The 24,267-nt window shown below is 43.8% G+C and carries 17 protein-coding genes and 1 other annotated feature; of the genes, 10 read left to right on the top strand and 7 right to left on the bottom strand.

The window, feature by feature from the left end:
• Positions 1 to 44 precede the first annotated feature (44 nt).
• Positions 45 to 1,155 (top strand): peptide chain release factor 2 gene (gene prfB / locus CD004_RS20050; RefSeq protein WP_102264368.1). Its coding sequence is split into 2 segments (ribosomal slippage): positions 45 to 116 and positions 118 to 1,155, totalling 1,110 coding nucleotides; the frame shifts between segments, so codons are not numbered across the junction.
• A gap of 39 nt (positions 1,156 to 1,194) precedes the next feature.
• Here prfB and CD004_RS20045 read toward each other — a convergent pair.
• Positions 1,195 to 2,154, bottom strand: a complete 960-nt coding sequence (locus CD004_RS20045; protein ID WP_102264367.1) for an NERD domain-containing protein — start codon at positions 2,152 to 2,154, stop codon at positions 1,195 to 1,197.
• Between the two features lie 355 nt (positions 2,155 to 2,509).
• Complete coding sequence (locus CD004_RS20040; RefSeq protein ID WP_102264366.1) at positions 2,510 to 5,071, bottom strand: CoA-disulfide reductase; 2,562 nt, start codon at positions 5,069 to 5,071, stop codon at positions 2,510 to 2,512.
• A gap of 538 nt (positions 5,072 to 5,609) precedes the next feature.
• Between CD004_RS20040 and CD004_RS20035 the strand changes: the two genes are divergently transcribed.
• The 9 genes from CD004_RS20035 (at position 5,610) to CD004_RS19995 (ending at position 17,883) form a co-directional block, all read left to right on the top strand.
• Positions 5,610 to 6,473, top strand: a complete 864-nt coding sequence (locus tag CD004_RS20035) for a YitT family protein (protein ID WP_102264365.1) — start codon at positions 5,610 to 5,612, stop codon at positions 6,471 to 6,473.
• Between the two features lie 50 nt (positions 6,474 to 6,523).
• Positions 6,524 to 6,838 (top strand): cytochrome c551, encoded by a 315-nt coding sequence (cccB, locus tag CD004_RS20030; protein ID WP_102264364.1) that lies wholly within the window; start codon positions 6,524 to 6,526, stop codon positions 6,836 to 6,838.
• A 445-nt stretch (positions 6,839 to 7,283) separates the two neighbouring features.
• Positions 7,284 to 7,970 (top strand): cell division ATP-binding protein FtsE, encoded by a 687-nt coding sequence (gene ftsE, locus CD004_RS20025; RefSeq protein WP_102264363.1) that lies wholly within the window; start codon positions 7,284 to 7,286, stop codon positions 7,968 to 7,970.
• Entirely contained in the window at positions 7,960 to 8,853 is an 894-nt protein-coding gene (gene ftsX / locus CD004_RS20020) for a permease-like cell division protein FtsX (protein ID WP_102264362.1), read from the top strand. Before ftsE ends, ftsX begins: the two co-directional genes overlap by 11 nt.
• 98 nt (positions 8,854 to 8,951) lie before the next feature.
• Complete coding sequence (locus tag CD004_RS20015; protein ID WP_102264361.1) at positions 8,952 to 10,274, top strand: murein hydrolase activator EnvC family protein; 1,323 nt, start codon at positions 8,952 to 8,954, stop codon at positions 10,272 to 10,274.
• A 167-nt stretch (positions 10,275 to 10,441) separates the two neighbouring features.
• Positions 10,442 to 11,521 carry an HD-GYP domain-containing protein gene (locus CD004_RS20010; protein WP_102264360.1) on the top strand — a complete coding sequence of 360 codons (1,080 nt, stop codon included), beginning with the start codon at positions 10,442 to 10,444 and terminating at the stop codon, positions 11,519 to 11,521.
• A gap of 142 nt (positions 11,522 to 11,663) precedes the next feature.
• On the top strand, positions 11,664 to 13,115 hold the full coding sequence (locus CD004_RS20005; RefSeq protein WP_102264359.1) for a S41 family peptidase: 1,452 nt from the start codon (positions 11,664 to 11,666) through the stop codon (positions 13,113 to 13,115).
• A 354-nt stretch (positions 13,116 to 13,469) separates the two neighbouring features.
• On the top strand, positions 13,470 to 14,666 hold the full coding sequence (locus CD004_RS20000; RefSeq protein WP_102264358.1) for a PDZ domain-containing protein: 1,197 nt from the start codon (positions 13,470 to 13,472) through the stop codon (positions 14,664 to 14,666).
• Positions 14,667 to 14,814: 148 nt separating this feature from the next.
• Positions 14,815 to 17,883, top strand: coding sequence for an Ig-like domain-containing protein (locus CD004_RS19995; protein ID WP_158651604.1), 3,069 nt, complete (start codon positions 14,815 to 14,817; stop codon positions 17,881 to 17,883).
• A 222-nt stretch (positions 17,884 to 18,105) separates the two neighbouring features.
• On the opposite strand, the gene CD004_RS19990 is transcribed toward CD004_RS19995, so the two are convergent.
• From CD004_RS19990 to CD004_RS19970, 5 genes are all read right to left on the bottom strand, one after another.
• Positions 18,106 to 19,230, bottom strand: a complete 1,125-nt coding sequence (locus CD004_RS19990) for a Ger(x)C family spore germination protein (protein WP_158651603.1) — start codon at positions 19,228 to 19,230, stop codon at positions 18,106 to 18,108.
• Positions 19,211 to 20,338 (bottom strand): GerAB/ArcD/ProY family transporter, encoded by a 1,128-nt coding sequence (locus tag CD004_RS19985; RefSeq protein WP_102264355.1) that lies wholly within the window; start codon positions 20,336 to 20,338, stop codon positions 19,211 to 19,213. The genes CD004_RS19990 and CD004_RS19985 overlap by 20 nt, the downstream gene beginning before the upstream one ends.
• A gap of 15 nt (positions 20,339 to 20,353) precedes the next feature.
• Positions 20,354 to 21,859: a spore germination protein gene (locus CD004_RS19980; RefSeq protein WP_233434896.1), complete on the bottom strand. Its 1,506-nt coding sequence runs from the start codon at positions 21,857 to 21,859 to the stop codon at positions 20,354 to 20,356.
• Between the two features lie 116 nt (positions 21,860 to 21,975).
• On the bottom strand, positions 21,976 to 23,316 hold the full coding sequence (locus CD004_RS19975) for a sodium-dependent transporter (protein WP_102264353.1): 1,341 nt from the start codon (positions 23,314 to 23,316) through the stop codon (positions 21,976 to 21,978).
• 88 nt (positions 23,317 to 23,404) lie between these two features.
• Positions 23,405 to 23,761, bottom strand: a binding site (T-box leader).
• 97 nt (positions 23,762 to 23,858) lie between these two features.
• Positions 23,859 to 24,242, bottom strand: a complete 384-nt coding sequence (locus CD004_RS19970) for a hypothetical protein (RefSeq protein ID WP_102264352.1) — start codon at positions 24,240 to 24,242, stop codon at positions 23,859 to 23,861.
• Positions 24,243 to 24,267: the final 25 nt, after the last annotated feature.

Below are 24,267 nucleotides of genomic sequence, written 5' to 3'. Positions count from 1 at the left end.
CAATACGGTATAATGGAAAGTAACTTATCTATGAGGTGAACGATATGGAATTAGCAGATATCAGGAATGAGCTTGAGAAAACAGCTAAGAAATTAGCGGACTTCAGGGGGTCTCTTTGACCTCGAAAATAAAGAAGCGCGGATCGCTGAGCTAGAAGATGGCATGCTTGCACCGAACTTCTGGGATGACCAGCAAAAAGCACAGGTCGTCATCAACGAAGCCAATGCGCTTAAGGAACAGGTTAATGTATTTAACGAGCTTAACGAGTCATACGAAAATCTCGATTTGACTTATGAGCTTGTAAAAGAAGAAAATGACGCGGATCTTCGTGAAGAGCTCGAGAAGGAACTCGTGGAATTCAAAGAGCGCATGAGTGAGTTTGAGCTCCAATTGTTGTTGAGTGAAGAGCATGATAAAAATAATGCGATTCTTGAATTGCACCCAGGAGCGGGTGGAACGGAATCCCAGGACTGGGGCTCCATGCTGTTGCGCATGTACACGCGCTGGGCAGAAAAGCGAGGCTTCAAGGTTGAGACTTTGGATTACCTGCCAGGAGACGAAGCTGGAATCAAGAGTGTCACTTTAAAGATTAACGGACACAATGCATACGGTTATCTGAAAGCAGAAAAAGGTGTACACCGTCTCGTACGTATTTCGCCGTTCGACTCTTCAGGCCGACGTCACACTTCATTCGTATCCTGCGAAGTCATGCCAGAATTCAACAATGAAATCGAGATCGAAATCCGTACAGAAGACTTGAAAATCGACACATACCGTGCAAGCGGCGCCGGTGGGCAGCACATCAACACGACTGACTCAGCCGTCCGGATCACGCACTTGCCGACAGGTGTCGTTGTATCATCCCAGGCAGAACGTTCACAGATCAAGAACCGCGAAACGTCGATGAAAATGCTGAAAGCCAAGCTTTACCAGCGCGAAATCGAGCAGCAGCAAGCCGAACTGGACGAAATCCGCGGCGAGCAAAAAGAAATCGGCTGGGGCAGCCAGATTCGTTCTTACGTATTCCATCCATACTCCATGGTCAAGGACCACCGCACCAGCGCCGAATCCGGCAACGTGCAAGCAGTCATGGACGGGGATATTGATATGTTTATTGATGCTTATTTGAGGTCGAAATTAAGTTTGGGTGAGTAATATTATTAGTGGTCCCCCGCCGGGTTGGCGGGGGATTTTTTAATTCGAAGTATAATAGCAGCTTCTCCGCGTAGTCCCTTGGCATTTCAAGTTCATATTTGCGAGCAGCTTTGTTGCCACCTTAGGTGAGTGAATGTGAAGGTATTCCCGAAACTGCTTGTTGGTAATAGTATCGTTGATCAGGAGAAAGTAATCCTCGATGGCCTGGTGATGAGCATCTTTAGCTGCGGTCCCGCAATGTGTACAATTCCAGGTTCCGCTATATCGCTCCATTGCATACTGGGAACAAGAGGGGCATTGAACACCGGTCAAGTATTCAGATGGGTCAATCTTAAATTGATGAAGATGGGAGCCTAGAGGAACATCACTCTTTAATAAAAGCCTGCTTAGTCTTTTAAATTCTTTTACGGAATGTAGCTCTTTTTTATATCTTGATATGAACTCTTCAATTTTAAAGATGATTTTTCCCGGAGGACAAACGCGATGATAGATTTCCTGATCATTGTTTGGGTTTCGTAATGCTGTCGAGGGATTGCTGCTGAAGACAAGGTACTCAATAGGAATCTGGGGGAAATGGTGGTCGTTCAGCCACTTCATTAAAAGCAGACGGTGTCTTTTTACTTGAAGAATAGGATCTTCATAGGTATCTGTTTTGTCATGATAAGTACGTTCCATTTGATTAAAAGGAGAATGGAAGGTGAGGGTGCCTGCCATGTTCTTGGCATCGATAATGAGTGCAAATGAGGGAGAGAGCAGCAGCGAGTCTATTTGGAAGTGAGTTTGACCTGATTTAAGCCGAAGCCCTTGGAATATGTGGAATTCATCTTCGTGGAGAATGCTGGTGTAATAGTCTAGAGCTTCTTCGCCTTTGTGGCCAGCCCTGGTTTTCATGGAATCTTGGATCACTTCAGGGAGTTTGGGGTGATTAACAGGTAATCTTCTTTGAATTGCATCATTTATTTTGATTCGGAGTGGGAATGTTCTTCTTTTTACGATCAAAATGGTCTCAGTCCTCTCGTTCTATTTAATTAAGGTATAAGGATTCGCTGACAAGTGGTTAAAATCCTGCTTTTTACCATACAGGGTTTCGATTTATTTAGAGAACATTACACCATCACTACGAAATGAGTGCCAATCACTACGAAAATTGTAAGAATCACTCCGAAAATACCGCGAACCACTACGAAAATCGTAATAATCACTACGATTTTCTCCTTAATCACTACTTTTTCCATATAACAGGTAAAAATCAACACAACCCAAGGTCCAATTACCTTTTTTCAGCAACCCCACCCGCCTAGATTCATACTGAATGTAAAAAAAGCGGACTTCTACTAGAAGGCCGCTCTCAATATTAGATAAACAAATTCAATCCAGAATCCTCTGCATCGCCGAGGTAGGCTGCTACGCCGCCAATTTCGACTCCGTCGATGAGTTCTTCTTTTGCGATGCCCATGATGTCCATGCTCATGCCGCAGGCTACTAGCTTGACGCCGGCGTCCATGGCATTTTTCATCAGTGTTTCAAGGCTGTCGACGTTTTTGTTGGCCATGACGGTCTTGATCATCTTGGAGCCCATTCCGCCCATGTTCATCTTGGACAATGGCAGGTCGTTTGCACCCTTAGGCATCATCATGCTGAACATCTTCGCCATCATGTCTTTCTCGGTTGACGGTGCATCGTTGCGCTTCAGGATGTTCAGTCCCCAGAAGGTGAAGAACAAGGTTACTTCTTTGCCCATCGCCGCCGCGCCGGATGCGATGATGAAGGTTGCGATTGCCTTATCAAGATCTCCGCTGAACACGACCATCGTTGCACCATTTTTAGCAGGAACGCCGGTTGGAACCTCAACAGGAGCTGCCATCGTATTCATAGGCACGACCACGTTGCCTTTCATGATCTGTGCCTTGAACTTCTTATCTTCAAATTTGTTACTGATCAGCTCGTTGCCTGTCTTTTCACACCAAGCCTTGATATCCTTCGCGAAGCCAGGATCTGTTGCATGGACTTCCATTACCTCGCCGTCCTGCATATCGCCAATTGTCTTATACACCTTCATGATTGGGCCTGGGCAAGATAGGCCGCAAGCGTCAAGTGTCGTTTTTACAGTCGGCGGTGCAACAGGAGCAGCAGGTGCCTGAGTAACAGGAGCAGCCTCAACAGCCAATCCAATGCTAGTCTGGGCAGCACCAGCAGCGATTTCTTCCAACGCAGTATTATGCTGAGCCACGCCATTATCGCTGATTGGTGTACCACAGTTTTCACTTGCATCTGGCTCATACACGCAAGAGTAAGTCTTGTATCCGCCGTCAAGGTTCTTCACCTTGAATCCAGCCTGCATCAGGATACGTGTAGCAAGGTAACCGCGAAGACCGACCTGGCAATAGACGTATACTTCCTTCGTCGGAATTTCTTCAAGACGGTCGCGTAGCTCACCAAGCGGAATATTCACAGAACCCTCAATCATTCCCATGTCACGTTCGATTGGCTCACGAACGTCGATCAGGTATCCCCCATCAGCAAGGATGTCATTGATTTCATGCCATTGAACTGTTTCCACAAGCCCTTCAGCAAGGTTTTTCGCTGCATAGCCAGCCATGTTGACTGGGTCTTTTGCAGAAGAGTATGGCGGTGCATACGCCAGTTCAAGATCTGGCAGGTCAAAGATTGTCATGCCGCCTTTGATTGCTGTAGCCAAAACGTCGATACGCTTGTCTGCGCCATCATAAGATACAGCCTGTGCACCGAAGATTCTTCCTGTCTCACGGTCAAAGATCAATTTTAGCGCGATTGGGAATGCGCCAGGATAGTATCCAGCATGTGAGCTTGGGTGTACGTGCACGACATCATAAGAGATGCCAAGCCGCTTCAATGTCTTCTCGTTATTTCCAGTTGCTGCTACAGTCATGTCAAAAACTTTCGCGATTGATGTGCCAAGCGTGCCCTGGTATTTGGAATCGATGCCGTTGATATGGTCAGCGACGATTCGTCCCTGGCGGTTAGCCGGCCATGCAAGCGGAATGTGAGTCGCCTGTCCGTTGATATAGTCTTTTACTTCAATCGCGTCGCCGATGGCATAGATGCTTTCGTCAGCCGTCTGCAGGCGCTCGTTAACACGGATCGCACCGCGCAAGCCTATCTCCAGTCCAGCTTCCTTAGCCAACTTATTTTCAGGAGCAACACCAATCGCAAGGATAACGAGATCAGTATCAAGTTGCTTACCGCTGTTAAGGTTAATGATCTTACCGTTCTTCTCAAAAGATTTAACGCCATCTTCAAGTACAAGATTCACGCCTTTTTCACGGAGGTGTTGATGTAAAATAGAAGCCATCTCAAAGTCGATTGGCGCCATGATTTGGTCAGCCATCTCCACGAGTGTCACTTCGACACCGCGTTCCCAAAGGTTCTCGGCCATTTCAACCCCGATGAATCCGCCGCCGATGACTGTTGCCTTCTTAGGCTGTTGCTCATCAACATATGCCTTGATTTTATCAGTGTCAGGAATATTGCGAAGCGTGAACAATGCTTCTGCTTCGTTGATTCCCGGGATTGGAGGCTTGATTGGACTAGCTCCCGGTGATAAAACAAGCACATCATAGCTTTCCTCATAAGTTTCACCGGTTTTCAGGTTCTTGATTTCAACAACTTTGCGACCACGGTCGATGCGAGTCACTTCGCTCAGGTTGCGGATGTCCATGTTGAATTTCTTGGACATGCCTTCAACAGTCTGGACAAGCAATGCGTCACGTTCCTGAATTGCACCGCCAATATAATAAGGAAGGCCGCAGTTTGCGAAAGAAATATATTCACCACGTTCGACCATCACGATTTCTGTTTGTTCATCCAGTCTTCTTAAACGCGCAGCTGTTGTAGCTCCGCCAGCAACTCCACCTACGATAACAACTTTTTTAGCCAAATTAATTACCCTCTTTCTGAAAAATTTTATATAGTTTCGATTTTGTTTTTGGTTAATTACTAATTCACTTTGCCGTTACAATCCGTAAACTTCAGTCTGGCCAGATGCTGGACCCGGATATTGTGTAATGGTGAGCATGCGGTAAGTTTAAAAAAATGTATTTTTCTTTTTTACAGGAAAGACTAATCAATATGATCGCCTCCTTATACGTGAAATATATCACAAAGTACGACTAGGGGTAAGGGTATTTTGCAAAATGTCAAAATTTGTTCATAATTTCACAAACTCAAGTGGTTAGTATAAAATTTTGCTTGCAAAAATAGTTGGACTAATTGTTTCTATAATATAGACTCATCGAGAACATCGAGATTGTAAACACCAGAGTTTGAGTTGGTTAAGATTCTTTATTAAGTACTGAGGACCAAAAAATACGGAGTCAAAACTTTTGCCCTTTAACACGGCGCACTATTAGCGTTTACAGGAAATTCGACACGTGCTATACTCACTGACGGCATTAAAGGAAAAAGGGGATAGGACTTTGAAGAAAAGGCGTAATTATACATTAAATCCGACTTTAGAAAAGCTTTTTGAATATGTTTATGTGCTCATTGGATCTGCAATTGTGGCGATTTCGTTCAATGTGTTCTTGCTGCCGAACCGGGTTGCTTCCGGCGGGGTGAGCGGGATTAGTACGATTTTGGATGCGACGCTTGGCTGGGAGCCGGCTTACGTGCAGTGGGCTTTTAACATCCCGTTGTTCATTGCGGGGGTTGTTTTACTAGGGAGACAATATGGGTATAAAACTCTTGCAGGGACCATTTTCCTTCCATTTGTCGTGTTTCTGACAAATGACGTGAAGCCATGGACTCTTGATCCTTTGCTTGGATCATTGTTCGGCGGTATTGGTGTCGGCCTTGGTCTTGGCATTGTATTTAGAGGTAATGCATCAACTGGTGGTACCGATTTGGCGGCGCAGATTATCCACAAGTACACTGGGCTATCGCTTGGTACCTGCGTGGCGTTGATTGATGGACTGATTGTAGTATCTGCAGCGATTGTATTCGATATTGAACGTGGTCTATATGCGTTGATCGGGCTTTATGTAACTAGTAAAACAATCGACCTTGTGCAGGTCGGCATCGGACGCTCGAAGATGGCGATGGTCATTACAAACCGCCAGGATGAAGTTCGTGAAGCAATTTTGAATAAAATTGACCGTGGAGTGACAAAACTATCAGCATACGGCGGCTATACGGACCAGGAACGTCCAATTATCATGTGTGTGGTGGATCAAACGGAGTTCACAAAATTGAAACAATTGGTCCAATCCATTGACCCATCTGCATTTGTGATTGTAATGGACGCTTCTGAGGTATTGGGTGAGGGTTTTAAAAGGGCTTAGTATTGGTATAAAATAGTCGTGTATGCAAAATTTTCTTAGGGGGAGTTAAGTTGAAGAAGAAATTATTGGCTCTATTAATGGGAACCTCCTTGGCACTGGCAGCTTGCGGTGGCGGCGGTGATGAAGCTGGCGGCGGCGACACAGCTGGTGCGGATCCAGAAAAGCTCTATAATCAAAAATGCTCAAGCTGCCATGGCGGCGATCTAGAGGGTGGCGTAGGACCTAAGCTAAGCGATGTAGGTTCACGTTTATCTCAGGAAGATATTGAAAGTGTTATCGCGAACGGCCAGGGATCAATGCCTCCAAAACTGCTTGAAGGCGACGATGCATCAGCTGTAGCTGAATGGCTGGCAAACAAAAAATAACAGTTATAAGGAAACGTCCTGAGATTGTCAGGACGTTTTTTTGTGCTATTTTTTCCAATGCATTAATGGTAGAAATGCTGTCTTTATGCATTTCTGTAAAATCGCCAAATTATTTAGCAATTCAGCAAGCTTCGCATTTTGTACATACAAGTTATGAAAAAATCTTGTTACACCACGGTAATAAAACTAAAAATTCTACTAAATAAGAAACTCGACAACAGGTGGATTTTACTAGGTAAATAGCTAACTTAGGAGGATAAACAACGAGCAAGTAACTAGATGGAATAACCTATAGTGGGATTAAATGGAATAAAAATCCGAATTTGAAAAGAAACTGTAATATTTAAAAGGGTTTTTTTGATAGTGAGAGATGCTATAATAGGTTTGTTACAAATTGTCGAAGTTTAGCCGTTTGATAAGACTAACTATCTAAGGTGATACAAAAATGATAGATATGCAGGATGTTTACAAAACATATTCCAACGGCATTGTTGCTGCAAATGGAATAAATGTTCATATAGATGCAGGTGAATTTTTATACGTAGTGGGACCCAGCGGTGCTGGAAAATCTACTTTTATAAAAATGATGTACCGTGAAGTTAAGCCTTCTAAAGGTTCTATCATTATAAATGGTGTCAATCTGGCAAAGCTAAAGGACAGCAAAGTACCTTTGCTTCGCCGGAATATTGGCGTGGTGTTCCAAGACTTCAAATTGCTGAATACTCTTTCAGTCTATGAAAATGTCGCGTTTGCGATGGAAGTTATCGAGGAACAGCCGCAATATATCAAGAAGCGCGTCATGGAAACTTTGGAACTTGTAGGACTTAAGCACAAAGCAAGAGCGCTTCCAACTGAGCTTTCTGGTGGGGAGCAGCAGCGTGTTGCCATCGCTCGTTCAATTGTGAACGCACCAAAAGTGGTAATCGCTGATGAACCGACGGGAAACCTTGACCCTGATACATCATGGGAAATCATGAACATTTTCGAGGAAATTAACTTAAGGGGAACCACGATTGTCATGGCCACCCACAACAAAGAAATCGTCAACACAATCAAGCATCGCGTCATCGCGATCGAGAATGGCAGGATTGCCCGTGACGAAGTGAAAGGTGAATACGGATATGAAAGCTAGAACATTCCGCCGCCACGTACGCGAGAGCTTTAAAAGCTTAGGACGAAACGGCTGGATGACGTTTGCATCCGTAAGTGCCGTAACAGTTACCTTGCTTTTGGTCGGTATCTTTTTCGTCATTATGATGAATTTAAATAAAGTCGCAATCACGATTGAGGAAGATGTAGAAATCCGAGTTCATGTGGATGTAGCAGCGAACGACAAAGATAAAGAGGTATTGGAGCAGCAAATCAACCAGGTTTCCGGAATTAAAAGTGTGACCTATTCTTCCAAGGAACAAGAACTTGAGAGTTTGATAAAAAGCCTGGGAGATGAAGGGGAAGCCTTTCAGTTGTTCGAGCAAGACAATCCTTTAAACGATGTCTTCGTCGTAAAGACGAAAAATCCTACTGATACAATGAGAGTTGCCAAGCAAATTGAGAAATTCAATTATGTCTCTACTGTAAAGTATGGACAAGGCAAGGTGGAAAAGTTATTCAGTTTTATAGAAGTAAGCCGAAATGTTGGACTCATATTAATTGTCGGACTTCTTTTCACAGCCATGTTCTTAATCTCTAACACTATTAAAATAACGATCATGGCACGTAAAAGAGAGATTGAGATTATGAGACTCGTAGGAGCAACGAATGGGTTTATCAGATGGCCATTCTTCCTTGAAGGTCTCTGGTTAGGAATCCTGGGAGCGGTTGTGCCAATTGCGGTCGTATCCGCAGCCTATTATTATGCTTACGATTACTTGAACGATAAGCTGAAAGACCATTTTATAAAATTGCTTGAATTCAATCCGTTTGTTTACCAATTATCAGCAATCCTAATCATTATGGGAGCTGCAATTGGAATCTGGGGAAGTCTCATGTCCGTCCGAAAGTTCTTAAAAGTGTGAGGAAGATTTAATTCTTCCTAAACACTACATAGCCAATAGACGATAGATAGAAAGACAAAGTTACGAAACTATCATGAGTAAGAGAGGGGAAAGATCTAGTGAAAAAGCAGATACTCTCACTAGCAGTAGTCAGTACTTTAAGCCTGGGTTCTTTGTTAAGCCCAATATCAGTAGACCAAGCAACAGCAGAAAGCATTTCGGAAATGCAAAAACAGAAAAATGAACTAAAAAACCAGCGTTCTGGCATCAATGCTGAAATAAATCAGAATAAGTCTAAAATCGGTGAGCTGCAAAACGAGCAGCAGAAGTTGAATGACCAAATTAAGAAGCTTGACCATGCGGTAAGTGATGCAGAACAGAAAATCGAAGAAAAGAACGCGGAAATTGCGCAGACAAACGAGGAAATCAAACAATTAAAAGCAGAAATCGCCGTATTGATGGAGCGCATCGAAAAACGCAATGAATTGCTTAAAGACAAGGCACGCTCTTTCCAGGAAAATGGCGGGACTGTTAACTATATTGATGTATTGCTTGGTGCACAAAGCTTCAGCGACTTCGTTGACCGTGTAAGCGCAGTAACGACAATCGTCCAAGCTGATAAGGATATCCTTGAACAGCACAAGCAGGATAAACTAGACCTTGAAACAAAACAACAGCAAGTCCAAGCTAAGCTTAATAACTTACAAGAAATGAAGAAAGATCTTGAAGTATTAAAAGTACAACTAAACAGCCAAATCAAAGAAAAGAATAAGCTTATGAGCACGCTTAAACATGAAGAAGAGCAAATGCATGCGGAAACTATTGAAATGGCAGAAGCAGCTGAAGTCTTGGCGGCACAGGAAGCTGCAATGGCTCAGGCAATTGAGCTGGAGAGAAAGCGTCAAGCCGAAAGAGCAAGACAGGCAGAACTTGAAAGACAAAGGAAAGCAGCAGCGGCTGCAGCAGCAGCTAAGAAAAATAACGGGGGCGGAAGCTCGACTACAGCTCCTGATCCAGAGCCAGTTGCGGCAGAACCACCAGCATCAAGCGGAATGCTTCAAATGCCTGCCAATGGCCGTATAACTTCGGGAATCGGACAGCGCTGGGGAACTTTCCATGCTGGTATCGATATTGCTAACAGATCAGCTAATGTACCGATTGTCGCAGCAGCAGATGGTGTTGTAATCCGTTCTTATTATTCTTCAAGCTACGGGAATGCTATTTTCATTGCCCATTCAATCAATGGTCAAACATATACAACAGTATATGCACATATGAGCAATCGCAAGGTAAGCAATGGACAAGTAGTATCCAGAGGTCAGCGTATAGGGACAATGGGTAATACGGGCCAGTCTTACGGCCAGCACCTGCACTTCGAATTGCATAAAGGTTCTTGGAATGCATCGAAGTCCAATGCAATCAATCCAATGCCTCACTTTTAAATAAACTTTCAGGAAGAGACTTTATGTCTCTTCCTTTTCCATTTTCCCAAATAAAGCTCCTGTAAAACTTGTAAATAATGTAAATGAAAGAGTGTGTTGACAATCCCCAAACATAACCTGATAATTTTAGTAGGTAAATCTTCCTATGAGAATTCGGGGTGGTCATATTGAGACTAGTTTCCATACATAACTGCGAGGAAGGGTTTATCCTTGCGAAGCCAATATTTGACCAAAGTAACCGTATTTTGTTGAGTGCGGGCAGTGTCATGACTAATAGTTTTATTCAAAGGCTAAAAGATAAGAATGTTCACCATATCTATGTTAAATCCGAGATTACGGAAGATGTTGAAGTGAATGATGACTTAAACCCTAAATTAAGATTTGAAGCGGTTCAAAAGTTAAGTGAAGTCTTTAATACTCTCCAAGAGGGGAAAACAGGAAAGAATGCAGCTTTGGGACGGGTAAAATCGATTCGAAATATGTCTGATGTTTTCAGCCAAATCATGAACGAAATGAATTCATCCAAACATCTTCTGAATTTACTGAGCCATATGCAATCCTCTGTAGATACCATGTTTGATCATTCTATTAATACAGGTCTTTATTCTTTGACAATGGGAAGGCATCTTGGTCTAAAAGAGAAGGAATTGCAAATTTTAGGTCTTGGTGCTCTATACCATGATATAGGGAAGCTTCAATTGGAGGGTGTGACAAAGCAGAATCTTAAAGAGTGGGAAAGACACCCTGACCTTGCATTCCAGGCTCTCCGGAAAGAATCAAGCCTGCATCTGCTGGTAGCTCATTGTGCATACCAGCATCATGAGCATGTAGATGGGTCTGGATTTCCGAGAGGTTTAAAGGGAAAGGATATTCACTTATACGCAAAAATTATAGCGGTTGCAGAAGCATTCGACTATTTAATCAACAGCAAGAGCTTGTTGCCGCACGAGGCCATGGAGGTCATTGTTGCACGTACCTTTACGAGGTATGATCATCAGGTGGTAGAAGCTTTTAAAAATGCGATCGCTATTTATCCAATTGGGGTGACAGTCATCCTGAATACAGGAGAAAGCGGTGTTGTAATTGCCTACAATAATCGATATCCTCAGCGTCCCGTAGTTAGAGTGTTTAAAGATCAGTACGGCCGTAAATTAAATCAATTTTACAATATTGACCTTATGGCTTCTTTAAACACAATGATTGTTAAATGCGATGCTGTAATTGAGAGAGAACCTGTTAAGAGCTAGTTACAGCTTTTAACAGGTTCTTTGCTTTATCCCACTCAAAATTTATCCTTCATACCCTGTCCCTCTTCGTCATATAATTGAAATTATAGAAAATTTTACGGCGGAGGAGCAGTTGATGCGGTAAACGGGGAGGAGTTTGGCAATGGAGCGTAAGTGGATTGCCTTTTTGATGGCGGGCTCGCTGCTGACAGGTGCGGGGAGTACATACGCCGGCATGCAATGGTACGAGAGCAAGGCGGGGGTTCTGGAACGCCAGATCGTCCCTTTCAATGATAATGCGAGAGCGGAATCGGGCGAGCCGGGCAGTCTTGAGAAAGTCGAGCAGGCATACAGTTTGATTTTTAACAGTTACGTAGAAAAGGTAGAGGAAGAAAAGCTCGTTGAAGGTGCGATCCAGGGGATGCTATCGACCCTGGAGGATCCCTATTCCGTCTATATGGACAAGGAGACGGCTAAACAATTCAATGAGACGCTGGAGTCGTCTTTTGAAGGAATTGGTGCCGAGGTCAGTACAGTTGATGGGAAAATCGTGATTGTTTCGCCTTTTAAAAATTCCCCGGCAGAAAAAGCGGGCTTGAAGCCGAATGATCAGATTTTGAAGGTCGATGGCGAAAGTATCGTTGGACTGGACTTATATGAAGCAACTTTGAAAATTCGCGGCAAAAAGGGGACGCCTGTTGTTCTCGAAATCGAGCGCAAGGGCTTAAAGGATCCGCTGAAGGTAAAAGTGGTTCGCGACGAGATTCCGCAGATTACCGTCCATGCTGACATGAAAAAGGTGAATGGCGAGAAGATTGGTTACATGGAGATTACCTCGTTTTCAGAAGATACGTCCAAAGAGTTCAACAAGGAGCTTAAAGCTTTTGAAAAAAAGGGGATGGATGCGCTGCTGATAGATGTGCGCGGCAATCCTGGAGGACTGCTCTCTAGTGTAGAAGAAATTTTACGTGAATTGGTTTCAAAGGAGAAGCCGCTCTATCAAATTGAAGAGCGCAATGGCGATAAGACTCGCTATTTTTCCAATCTGGAAAAAGCAAAACAGTATCCGATTGCCGTGTTGACAGACGATGGCAGTGCATCAGCATCGGAAATTCTGGCAGGGGCATTGAAAGAAGCAGGAGGCTATCCAGTCATTGGCGAGAAGAGCTTCGGCAAGGGGACCGTCCAGCAGGCGGTACCGATGGGAGATGGCAGCAATATCAAGCTGACATTGTTCAAATGGCTGACACCTGACGGCAACTGGATCCATAAAAAGGGCATCGAGCCAACAGTCGAAGTCAATCAGCCGGCACTGTATGACACTCATCCAATCCAGGTTGAAAAGCCGCTCAAACTGGATATGAACAATGAGCAGGTCAAAAACGCTCAGGAAATCCTTGCTGGACTTGGTTTCGAGCCGGGACGTACGGATGGCTACTTCAGCGGTATGACTGAAATTGCCGTCAAGGCATTCCAACGGAAAAATGACATGAACGTTACGGGTGTGATTGACGCAAAAACTGCCACCGCACTTGAGGATGCGGCTAGAGAAGCAATGAAACAAGAAGAAAACGACCTTCAGCTGCAGACCGCGTTGAGGCTGTTGGCGAAATAGATATCTTATCCGCCGTACCAAAACTTGGTGCGGTGTTTTTTTTTTAACATTTATTTGGAAAAAGTAGTGATTACATCAAAAATCGTAGTGATTAGTTGAAAAACCGTAGTGATTATTCGAGATTTCGTAGTGATTACATTCAAAATCGTAGTGATTTTTAGTTTTTCCGTAGTGATTAGTATCCCGACCAAAAAAAAGAGTTCTATTAATGGGTCCTTTTCGGATTTTACTATATTCTTAGTCATGCAAGAAAAAAATCCCATCAATATTCCACAACTATTGATAGGTTTTACCACCCAGATTTGATAGAATAAGCTTAATATCATGTAATCTATGAAGGCTGGTGACATAGGGGTGGCACAAGATTGGTTCATTGAACTTTTGAAAGGGACGGGCAGGCTTCTGCTTCACCCTGTGTTCTATTATTCTATATTTTTGGCGGCGGTCCTTGGTGTTTCGCGCGTGAAGCGGGAGCGTAAGAATTTCACGGTGAGGGCGAAGGATGCTTACTTTGAACTCAGACAGCTGTTTCCGCTGGGATTGCTTGTCGGTCTGATGATCTCAATCATAACCATTGCAGCGGGCATCGCGATTCCATTCGGAGCAATTGTTTTAGTTGCTGCAGCAACACTGCTGTTGAGTCTTTTAACAAGAGTCAGGCTGCTTACGCCTGCATACACGGTCGGAGTCGCATTCTTCGCGTTGATTTTCCTTTCTGGAAAAGAAATCAATCTTCCGTTAGTGGGCGACTTATTTTCAAGTCTTGATGAAAAAATCTACCCATCGATTGCGATTTTGTTAGCATTATTAACGATCGCCGAAGGCTTCCTTATTTTACGAAATGGAAAAAAGGGAACTTCCCCTAAATTAATCAAGAGTAAGCGCGGACAGACGGTTGGTGTCCATGAGGTAAAACGCCTCTGGGTTGTACCGGCGTTTATGCTCATTCCAGGCGACATCCTGACAATGCCGTTTGAGTGGTGGCCTGTATTCACGCTTGGAGACAATACATATTCACTAATTCTTGTTCCATTTGCGATCGGATTGCATCAGCAAGTCCAGGGTATGCTGCCAAAAGAAGCTGTCACTCAGCTGGGCAGCCGCGTCTTGGGTCTCGGTATCCTGATCACGCTGATAGCCGTTGCGGGCTACTGGTACCCAATTGCCTCTATCGGTGCGGTCGCCATTGCGATGATCGGACGCGAAGCCCTGACTCTGGCACAGAGAATGCAGGAGGAGAGCAGGCCGTTCTATTTTTCGAAAAAGAACCATGGTGTGATGATTCTCGGGATACTGCCGGAATCCCCTGCTGATAAAATGGCATTAGCCGTAGGAGAGCTTATCACAAAGGTCAACGGAACGAATGTCCGTGATGAACAAACATTCTATGAGGCTTTGTCACGAAACAGAGCGCATTGCAAGCTGGAAGTCCTTGATACAAACGGGCAAATCCGCTTTGTACAAAGGGCTTTGTATGAAGGTGATCACCACGAACTAGGCATCCTTTTTGTTTTGGATGAGAAAAAGTGGGATAGTGCAGTTGTTGGATAATGAGGCTTTAAAAAAGCGGGGGGATTCCCCCGCTTTTTGTTTTTTAGAATATTGGGTAAATAGCCTTATAAAATTCCATTTACAGGATTGTTCTTTACGAAGTATGATAATCTCAGTGAAACCAAAAATTTTAGATTGGGGTACATGGATGGGAGCGTATCGCAACATTTTTTCGCTTTTGCTTGTTCTTTCTTTAGTTTTAGGCAGTGTTTATCCTTATGCTAATAATGTTGTGGAAGCAGTGAACTACACTAGAGTTACAGAAATACCGGATAAACGTACAGAAAACACTTGGACATTCCGGAATACCAATCTTTCAGAGACGATTGATGTATTTCCTCTTCCTGTTTTTGAGAAAGATTCATCAGGAAGATTCGTACAGAAGGACATGAATGGTCAAAACGGTCCGTTAACTTTTGTATCTTCGTCACAGGGTGATGCTAATTTTTCTAATGATCTTCTTTTGAAGTTGGGTTCAGATGAAGAAGGAAGTTATCGTACATATCTTGATTTTGGAAGCAGCTTGCCCAACCTTGAAAATAAACTGATTGTCGATGCCAAGCTGCAGCTGGTTGAGTATGGGAACACAAAACAACCAGGTTATTATGACCCGGCACACAGGGATGGAACGTTTGCCGTACACAATATATTGGAAAACTGGGACGCAAATACTATCACTTGGAATACTCAGCCAACGATTAGTGAACAACCTGTCGCTGTCGAGACGGATATGAAGTTAGTGGACAGTGCAAGGTTTGCATGGGATATCACTAAGTTAGTCCAAGAGTGGTACAAAGACCCATCAGCATCTCATGGAATTGCATTAAAGGCGAATGATGAAAACCTTCATGGAACTTTACGCTCCTTCGTGAAAATAGATCAAAAAATTAGTTATATTCCTGTTCTTCAGATTACCTATAATAATCCAGATTTGTACCCTTCCGGCAGGGGATACAATTTTGGCGAAAATAGCGGGAAGGGACGTATTGACCTTCAATGGTATTCCGTTTCCGGGGCAAAAGGTTATAAGGTATTAATTTTTAATGGTAAAGAGTATGAGGAGATTGATGTAGGGAATCAGACAACCTGGACATCTCTTGGTAAAAAGATATGGCCGACAGAGGAGCAGATTCACCAGGGAGAATATAAGCTTCGCCTCGATGGAAGTGGTGGAGATTTTACCGACAAGCCTGCTGAGGTTTATGCAAATGCAGGTAGTACTGATAGGAATCCGTTTGTCTACTATTTCAAAATACAGGCCTATAATGATAATGGTTCGATATTGACAAATGAAGTTGGAGTCGGAATTCCTGATGGAACCGCACCATCTGAGCCTGAAAATCTTCAGGTAAAGGAACTTGCCAGTGATTTTATGATTAGCTGGAATGCGTCTGTTGACGACCGCTCTGAGATTAGCAGCTATCAGGTGACATTAGAATCACTGAATGGTTATGGATACATTACTCGCAGTACTTCGAATACGGAAATTAAGATCGATGAAGAAAACCTGGTGTACGGCGGGCGGTATAAAATCTCTATAAGAGCAGTTGATGCTAACGGAAATAAATCAGCAGCTGCAATGATTCAAGCTGAGCCAAGATCTCTAAGGGCTTCACAGATTCATGGGTACACCATTCCGTCATATCCGCTTGAAGTGACCAGCACCCCTAGTTTAAAGCTGACAGTTGAAAATACTGGTTATGACGACTGGACTGCAGATAAGGGGTATGAGGTCCGAGTCGAAGGAATTTCAGTCTATGAGCTGCTAGGAGCTCCATTAGATGTGAAGTCGGGTGAGGTAAAAGAGCTTGAAGTGAAACTAATGGGGCCGCTGACGATAGGTGAGACACCAATAAAGTTGGGGATTTTTCATCGGGACCATGGCTGGGTCGGCTCGACTGTCAACAGATCAATGACCTTTATGGATACTACAGCTCCTGAGCTTATTTTAGAATCGCCTGTCAACTATGACACCCTTTATGGAGATGTTTTAATAAAAGGCATCATAAGTGACTATCAGGTAGAGGAATATACGATTTCTTATGGAGCTAGTTCAGATCCTCTTGAGTGGAAAGTTCTTGAAAATGTATCGAATCAAGATGGCACCTTCAGCTTTAATTGGGATACTAGAGGGATTCGGGGTGGAGAGTATTCTTTGAAGGTAGATGCTGTTGATTCCACTGGGAATGAAAAAAGCATCAAACGTAAAGTCTATATCAATCTTCCACCAATGACTCCGCTTGTCAGCCAGGTGACTGATAAGGCGACAACCGTCTCAGGAACGGCGAAGGCCGGTACGAACATCAAGGTATTAAAAGGCGGCGCATTGCTTGGGAGTGCTTCTACGGGTACAAATGGAGTATTCTCTGTCAAAATACCTGTAGCACAGTCAGCGGGCACCGTCCTTCAGGTAACTTCCACAGACGATTATGGGAACGTTAGCTTGCCTCGATCGGTGACCGTCATAGACAAGACACCTCCTCCGGCTCCTAAAGTGAATTCAGTAGGAGACAACATGACTACTGTAACGGGTTCTGGAGAAAAGAGTGCAACTATAAAGGTGTGGAAAGGTTCCTCTGTGATTGGCTCTTCAGCAGTGAAAGCCGATGGAACCTATGTAGTGTCTATCGCCAAGCAACCTGCAGGTATGACTCTATTGGTTACAGCAACAGACAAAGCGTTAAATGTAAGTGCTACAACGAAGATAACGGTCGTTGATAAGACTCCACCAGTGGCACCGAAGGTTAATGTTTTAGGGAACAACTCCACAACCGTTACTGGTACAGCCGAAAAATATGCTGTGATTAAAATAAAGAAGGGCTCTACGGTTATTGCAACAGCCACTGTTAAGGCGGATGGTAAATTTTCAGCCGCAATTTCGAAGCAGAATGCTGGGACGGTACTTTCCGTCACAGCAACTGATAAAGCCGGGAATGTCAGCAGCACTATAAAGACGACCGTCCTGGATAAAATTGCACCAGCAGTTCCGACCGTGAATACAGTCTACTACTATCACACCAGTGTGAAAGGAAAGGCAGAAGCTTATTCCTACATCACTGTGAAAAAAGGGTCAACGGTAATTGGAACAGTTAAAGCAAACTCAAAAGGATACTTCACTGTGAAAATAAAAAAACAAAAACGTGGCACAAAACTTTACGTCACGGCGAAAGATAAAGCGGGTAATAATAGCAAGGCTAGAATCGTAACGATAAAGTAAAAAGGGAAACTTCAAGAGAGTTACTCATGGGTGGTTTTTATATAGAACTCAAACTCTAAACTTTTCCTGTGATTCCTCCATTCTGACAATATAACAAAGAAACCAAAGCGGGACCCGTCATCACAAGGCTCCCGCTTTGGTTTCTTTGTATCAGCCAGGTCAACTGCGCCTGGCCTCCAAAGTAAAATTCAGTACGGTCAATGCGCTTTCATTTATCATAATTTACTCAACCACACCAGTCCGCATAACCTCAAATTCAATCTTCACATCGACTTTACTGTCCGGGTACATGCCATGCCATTTTTCAGTGGTCAGGTTGGCATGTCTGACACTTTTTCGATAGATCTCACCGAATCCAAATGGGTCGGCCCCTGACTTCCGTGCTTTTTTGATTAAATGCTCAATATCTGCGGTGATTTTCTCATTAAGCTTTTTTTCTAGTTTCTTAAGCTCTGCGGGGTTTTTTAAGTCTAATGCCTGGTTGATTTCAAGCAGGCGCGTTTTTAATTTGACCTTCAGTTCGAATTGGGGATTTTCCTTGCTGAGCAGGTTGATCTCACTTTTGCTGTGGATGGTATCAAGAACCACAGCCAGCTTGTCAGGACCTTCAGGAGTCTCTTCCAAATCAAAATCTTGCTTGTCGATTACCAGTTCTATTGCTCCTGCCTTGTAGCGATCATTGATCAGCTTTAGATAAAAAGCTTCTTTTGCATTGATTTTGCCGACCATCTTATCATTCTTTATCAAAGCCATGCCGGTAATTTTAACTATGCCTTTATTACTTTTTAAAGTGGGTAAAATTGGGTCGATACCTGGTGCGTAAAAATCATGCAATACTTCCTGCAAGGTTGAAGATGGGATTTTTTCACCCTTTATGTTTTGATCCAGTTCCTTATATATGAGCTGGCTGATATCTGAAAATTGTTCGTTCTTTTGGTTAAGGAGCTTGTTTGTACTTCCCTCGACTACCGCCAGATAGGTGAGATCACTGATCGAGGGGTCACGTGCAAGTGTATCAGCCAGATTGATGAAGCCCGTACGGACAACTTCTTCACTGAAAAGCGCTACCCGCAGCTGTCCGGACTGCAATTTTTTAGGACTTTTTAAATCGGCCTCATTTCTCGCTCCTTTACTTGTTGCCGACTTCGCGGACAGGATGACGGAACTTTGAGCGGCCTCCGGGTCGATTTGGAGAAGCACCATTGTCGCAAGAATCTGCTTATCCTCTGTGAAATCATAACCCACCGTTGTGAGCAAACCCATCTTCTCCAGTGTTTTCTGTTCTGCACAGCCAGAAAGGATGAGCACGAGAATGACAATTATGAGCTTATTCATTTTTTTGCGCATTGGCCTCATCCTTTTTTCGGAAAAGTTTATTTTTAATCAGTACAGCACCGAATAGAAGTAATGGATAGACAAAAACAATATAGAAAGCTCCTCTAGCGAAATAGTCATTCAACATATTAATCTGCACCCTTGTGAGCGGGTAAAGGAGGGTTAATAATATAAATGTAAGGAGAATCCAGCTGACTTTCTGCTCTTTTTTATTAAAAATCCGTGAAATTCCCCGGGTAGCTGCCCACATATAGAGCATCAGATTTGGCAGGATCAGCAGGACCCAAAAAGTTATTGCCACATACTCAAATCTTTCAATAAATGGGAAACGAACAATTTTAAAAAGGGATAACGTACCCCAAATTGTCCTCTCAAGCTGTCCTCCGCTGAAATAAGCAAGGGAGACAACCATTACTGCGAGATAAAGTATTGTTGTGAAACCAAGCCCATATTGCATATATTTATGGACCCGGTCTTTTTCTTTTAAAAAAGGATAGATTACGTAAATGATTTCAAAGCCGATGACGGTGAAGGTCATTTGCTTTGCCCCTATAAGCATTTCAGTTACGCTCGCTTCGAACATCGGAAATAAGTAATCCCAATTGGCAAACTGGAAGGGGTAGGCGAGCAGCAGGATCAGCCACAAAGAAAGGGTAACGCTAAAAAAGCTGACACCCACAACTGTTCGCAGCCCGCCATTTAAACCATAGTAAACAAGGTAAACGAGAGTCAGAGCCAGCAGCCAGTTTGGGATTTCGGGGAAAACCCATGCCTGTAGAACTTCAATATAATTCCGGACAATCATGTGGAAGCCACCAAGAAAATAGAGAACAAACAGAATATTAACCAGGGTTCCTATCCATTTTCCCAGGACATCATATTGGATGCCATATAAATCTGTATTCTCGTATGCACTTAATGTTTTCACCATAATGAACCCAATGATTGCAGTGGCAACCCCGCTGATAATCACGGAAATCCAAGCATCATGTCTCGCTTCCATGTAAATGATCCGCTGGAAGCCCTGTATGCCAACACCAAGCTGCATAGAATGGACCACGAAGATGAGCAGGAAAGTATTGACCATGTTTTGGGGCCTAGGCTCGATGTGAACTTTCATTCATAACACCACAACTTATTCTTTGGTTTTTCGTTCCTCGTACTTCAATCTGTTCAATGGCCTTGTCTGCAACGGACGCTTGTTGGTCCATCCAATAGGGAGACGAATGATACTGTCGCGCCAATCATGAAATCTCGGCGGGTAAAAGGGAGCCAAAAACGGTGTCCCCAGACTGGATAGGCGGAGCAGATGGATCAGCAGGAAGCAAAAGCCAACCATCAAACCGTAAAATCCCCAAAATCCTGCCATAATGATTAAAGGAAACCGCAGGACCCTGATGACATTGCCCATCATATAGTTTGGCGTCGTGAACGAAGCGAGTGCGCTTACGGCGATGATGATGATCAGGATGTTGCTTGTGAATCCCGCTTCTACTGCAGCTGTTCCGACGACAATACCGCCAACGATACCCATCGTCTGGCCAACCTTCGTTGGCAGCCGGGCTCCGGCTTCCCGTAAGAGCTCAATCATTACTTCCAGCAATAAAGCTTCGATAATAGGCGGGAAAGGTACGCGTGATCTTGACTCCCCAAGAGGAATCAATAGTGTTTGCGGGATGATCTCGTAATGAAAAGTCAGAGCTGCCACATAGATCGCTGTGAAAAAAATTGACACAACCATCGAGAACACCCTCAAGACTCTGAGAAAGGTGGCGATTTGCCATCTGACGCTTTCATCCTCCATACTCTGAAAAAATTCAATGAAGGTTTGCGGTGCTCCGATTACCTGGACACTGCCATCAACAAGGACCACCATTTTCCCATTCAAAAGCCAGGCGCAGGCACGATCCGGTCTTTCAGTCATCAGCATTTGCGGAAAGATGGCAAATGAATTGTCTTCAATGAGCTGTACTAATATAGAGCTGTCAAGCACACCATCAATTTTGATTGAGCGGATTCGCTCGCGCATGCGGTCGATCATGTCATCATCCGCAATCCCTTTTAAGTAGAGCAGGGAAATGGCTGAATTCGTTTGTTTTCCTAAAGTGAAGCTTTCATTGCATAGATTTGGGTTGGTGAGAAAGCGACGGATCAGAGATATATTGGTTGCAAGGCTCTCGTTAAAGGCGATTTGCGGCCCTAGAACCTGAGATTCATTTTCAGGTCGGGTCAATGACCGGTTTTCCTGGGTACCGACCATTGCACTAATTATGACGGGGTGGCCTGACGAATGGACCAACACCGCTCCTTTTAAAATCGAATCAACCCCGTCTTCGACATATTTATGTTTTGAAGTACTGGAGACTGTAATATGCTTAAGTGCTTCGTTAGGGGAGGCTTGCGCATCTTCGAGACGAGCGAGGACATCTCCATTCAGCATCTTCTTATCCGTCAAAGTATCTAAGAAAATCAGTGTAAAGCCATTTTGGAGTTCCTTGATATTTAAATCCGCGCTATCGTGAAGGCGCTCCTTCATTTTGTAGATGAAATCGGCCTTATCTATTGGTATTAATTCCTTGTCGTCGAGGTTTTTTTGATTTATGCTGTTGTCGACTTCGCCTTTCTTTTTCTTGAAGAACATCAAAAATCCCTCCGATGCAGTCATCTACTCAACAGGTTTTGCTACAATCGGAAAAATTATACTGCTGATAGTTTAACGGATTGCATGAAAAAAGAAGCTGACGTTTTGTCAGCTTCCTATTTTAAAACTCCCAATGAATCAAGGAATACTATGATGATCACCACAGGCACGACAAATTTCATCACATTGTACCAGAGGTTGAAGAGCAGGCTTCCGCCTTTTGAGTGCTGCAGCAGCTCCTGGCGCAGTACTTCCTTTTTGATTTTAAGTGGGACGAATATCGAAATCAGCAATACTCCAAGCGGCATCAGGATGTTGCTTACAAGGAAATCAGCTGTGTCAAAGATGTTTTTACCGAAAAAAGTTGCTTCCGAGATGGTTCCGAATGATAGGGCAGAAGGGATGCCAAGCAGGAAAATTAAACCCCCGGCTATCCATGCGAATCGGGTCCGCTTTTTCTGATTGCCTTTTGCAAGTGTGGCAACGACAATTTCAAGCATCGAGAAGGCTGAAGTCAGTGTTGCGAACAGGAACAATGCCAGGAAAAGAAGCAGGAACAGTTCGCCGAATACCATTTTTTCAAAGACTGCTGGAAGGACGACGAATAGCAGTCCCGGTCCTTCTGCCGGTTCAAATCCAAGCGAGAAAACAGCTGGGAAGATCGCCAGACCGGCAAGCAGTGCGATAAAAAGATTCATCCCGACAACCGACAGGGCAGGCTGTACGATGCTGCCCTTTTTCGGGAGGTATGAACTGTATGTCACCATCACGGATACGCCGACACTCAGGGAGAAGAAGGATTGCCCCATTGCAAACAGCACGTTTTCCGATGTAATACTAGAAAAATCAGGCGCAAGGAAAAACTTTACGCCAGCAAGTGCGTTTTCGAGCGTAAGGGATCGGATGATCAGGATGATGAAAAGCAGGAATAATGCCGGCATCAGGATTTTGCTCGCTTTTTCGATCCCGGATTGGACTCCTTTGGCAACGACCAAAATCGTGATCAATAAGAAGGCAGCTTGAGCAGCGAGCACGCTCCATGCACTGCTGATTGTCTGTCCGAACAAGCCTCCATAATCAGCTCCTTCTTCAATCACTCCGCCAGCCAGCCCTTTTACAAAATAAAGGCTGATCCAGCCGCCGACAACACTGTAAAAGCTTAGCAGCACAAAGCTGGTGACAACACCAAGTATCCCAATCAAATACCATTTGCTTTTCGGCGCGATTTCAATGTAGGCACGGATCGCTTCCTTCCCTGTGCTGCGGCCGATGACAAACTCCGCAAGCAATAATGGCAACCCGATGAATAATGAAAATAAGATAAACATCAGGAAAAATGCCCCTCCGCCGCTTACCCCCGTTACATACGGCAGCTTCCAGATTGCTCCGATGCCTATCGCTGACCCTGCTGCGGCCAGTATGAACCCGATTTTTGATGACCATTGTTCTTTCTCCATGTGTATTCTCCCTTTTTCTCTATATTTCAGCTGATGATGATAGAGGGCTCGGGCAAAATAAAAAGCCACGCCTCTATCCATCAATCTGGATAGGGACGTGGCTGAACACGCGGTACCACCCTATTTGGAAGCATGTTGCTTCCCGCTCAAGTTACTGGATAACGGCCAAATCCGTTCCTTTTTTTAAGCACTTTTCGTAAACTTTGTTGCTTTTACATCCTATCTGCACATATGCAATTCGGAAGCATCTTCGAAAAGAGCCCGAAACCTCTAAGAATGCGGATAACTGTATGTTCGAAAAGCAGCAATCAATACGAAAACAGCTTTTATTAAAAGGAAAAGCTCCAAGAACGAAATTCACCTGGCCTTTGTATCAGTTTCCACCAACCACTGATTCTCTATCAACAGGGAGACCGGCTTAATAGACTCTCTTCAACGCTTCAACTTATTAAAATATTACTTGAAATTATAGTGTGATAATGAAAGAGTGTCAAGGATTGATTGAAATATCCCCAAGAACGATTGGGGTAATAAATAGAATTCTATAGAAAATAACTGACAAAAGCCCAGAACACAGCGGTGAATAAACCTGTGAATCCGAAAGTATACCAAAGCATATTCCGGAACTTCTCTTTTTTAGCTAGAAGGTACTGCCTGTAGCTAAGCTCCCCTTTAGCAAATCGCAGCCCTAATTCATCGGGCTCTACACTATATTGCTTTCCAGCTTTTGTTTTTAAAATCAGGCTCTTAATCATCGGGAGGTTCCCGTTGTCTTGAAGCTCGGATTTTAAAGATATACCCCGGTCACACTCAAGAAAAGTACCGCCGATAAAATCAACACGTACAATGCTGTATGAGGAGCTCTCCTGAATTTTTTCTGAAAAATGGTATGCCTGGAGCTCGATTGCATTATTTGATACACACATATATCCACCACCTCGCCATTCCTTT

Origin of the sequence: Mesobacillus jeotgali, from assembly GCF_002874535.1 — a bacterium.
Classification (GTDB): domain Bacteria; phylum Bacillota; class Bacilli; order Bacillales; family Cytobacillaceae; genus Mesobacillus; species Mesobacillus jeotgali.
Note: the sequence above shows the minus strand (reverse complement) of the source record. Positions and strands in the feature narration are given on the sequence as shown.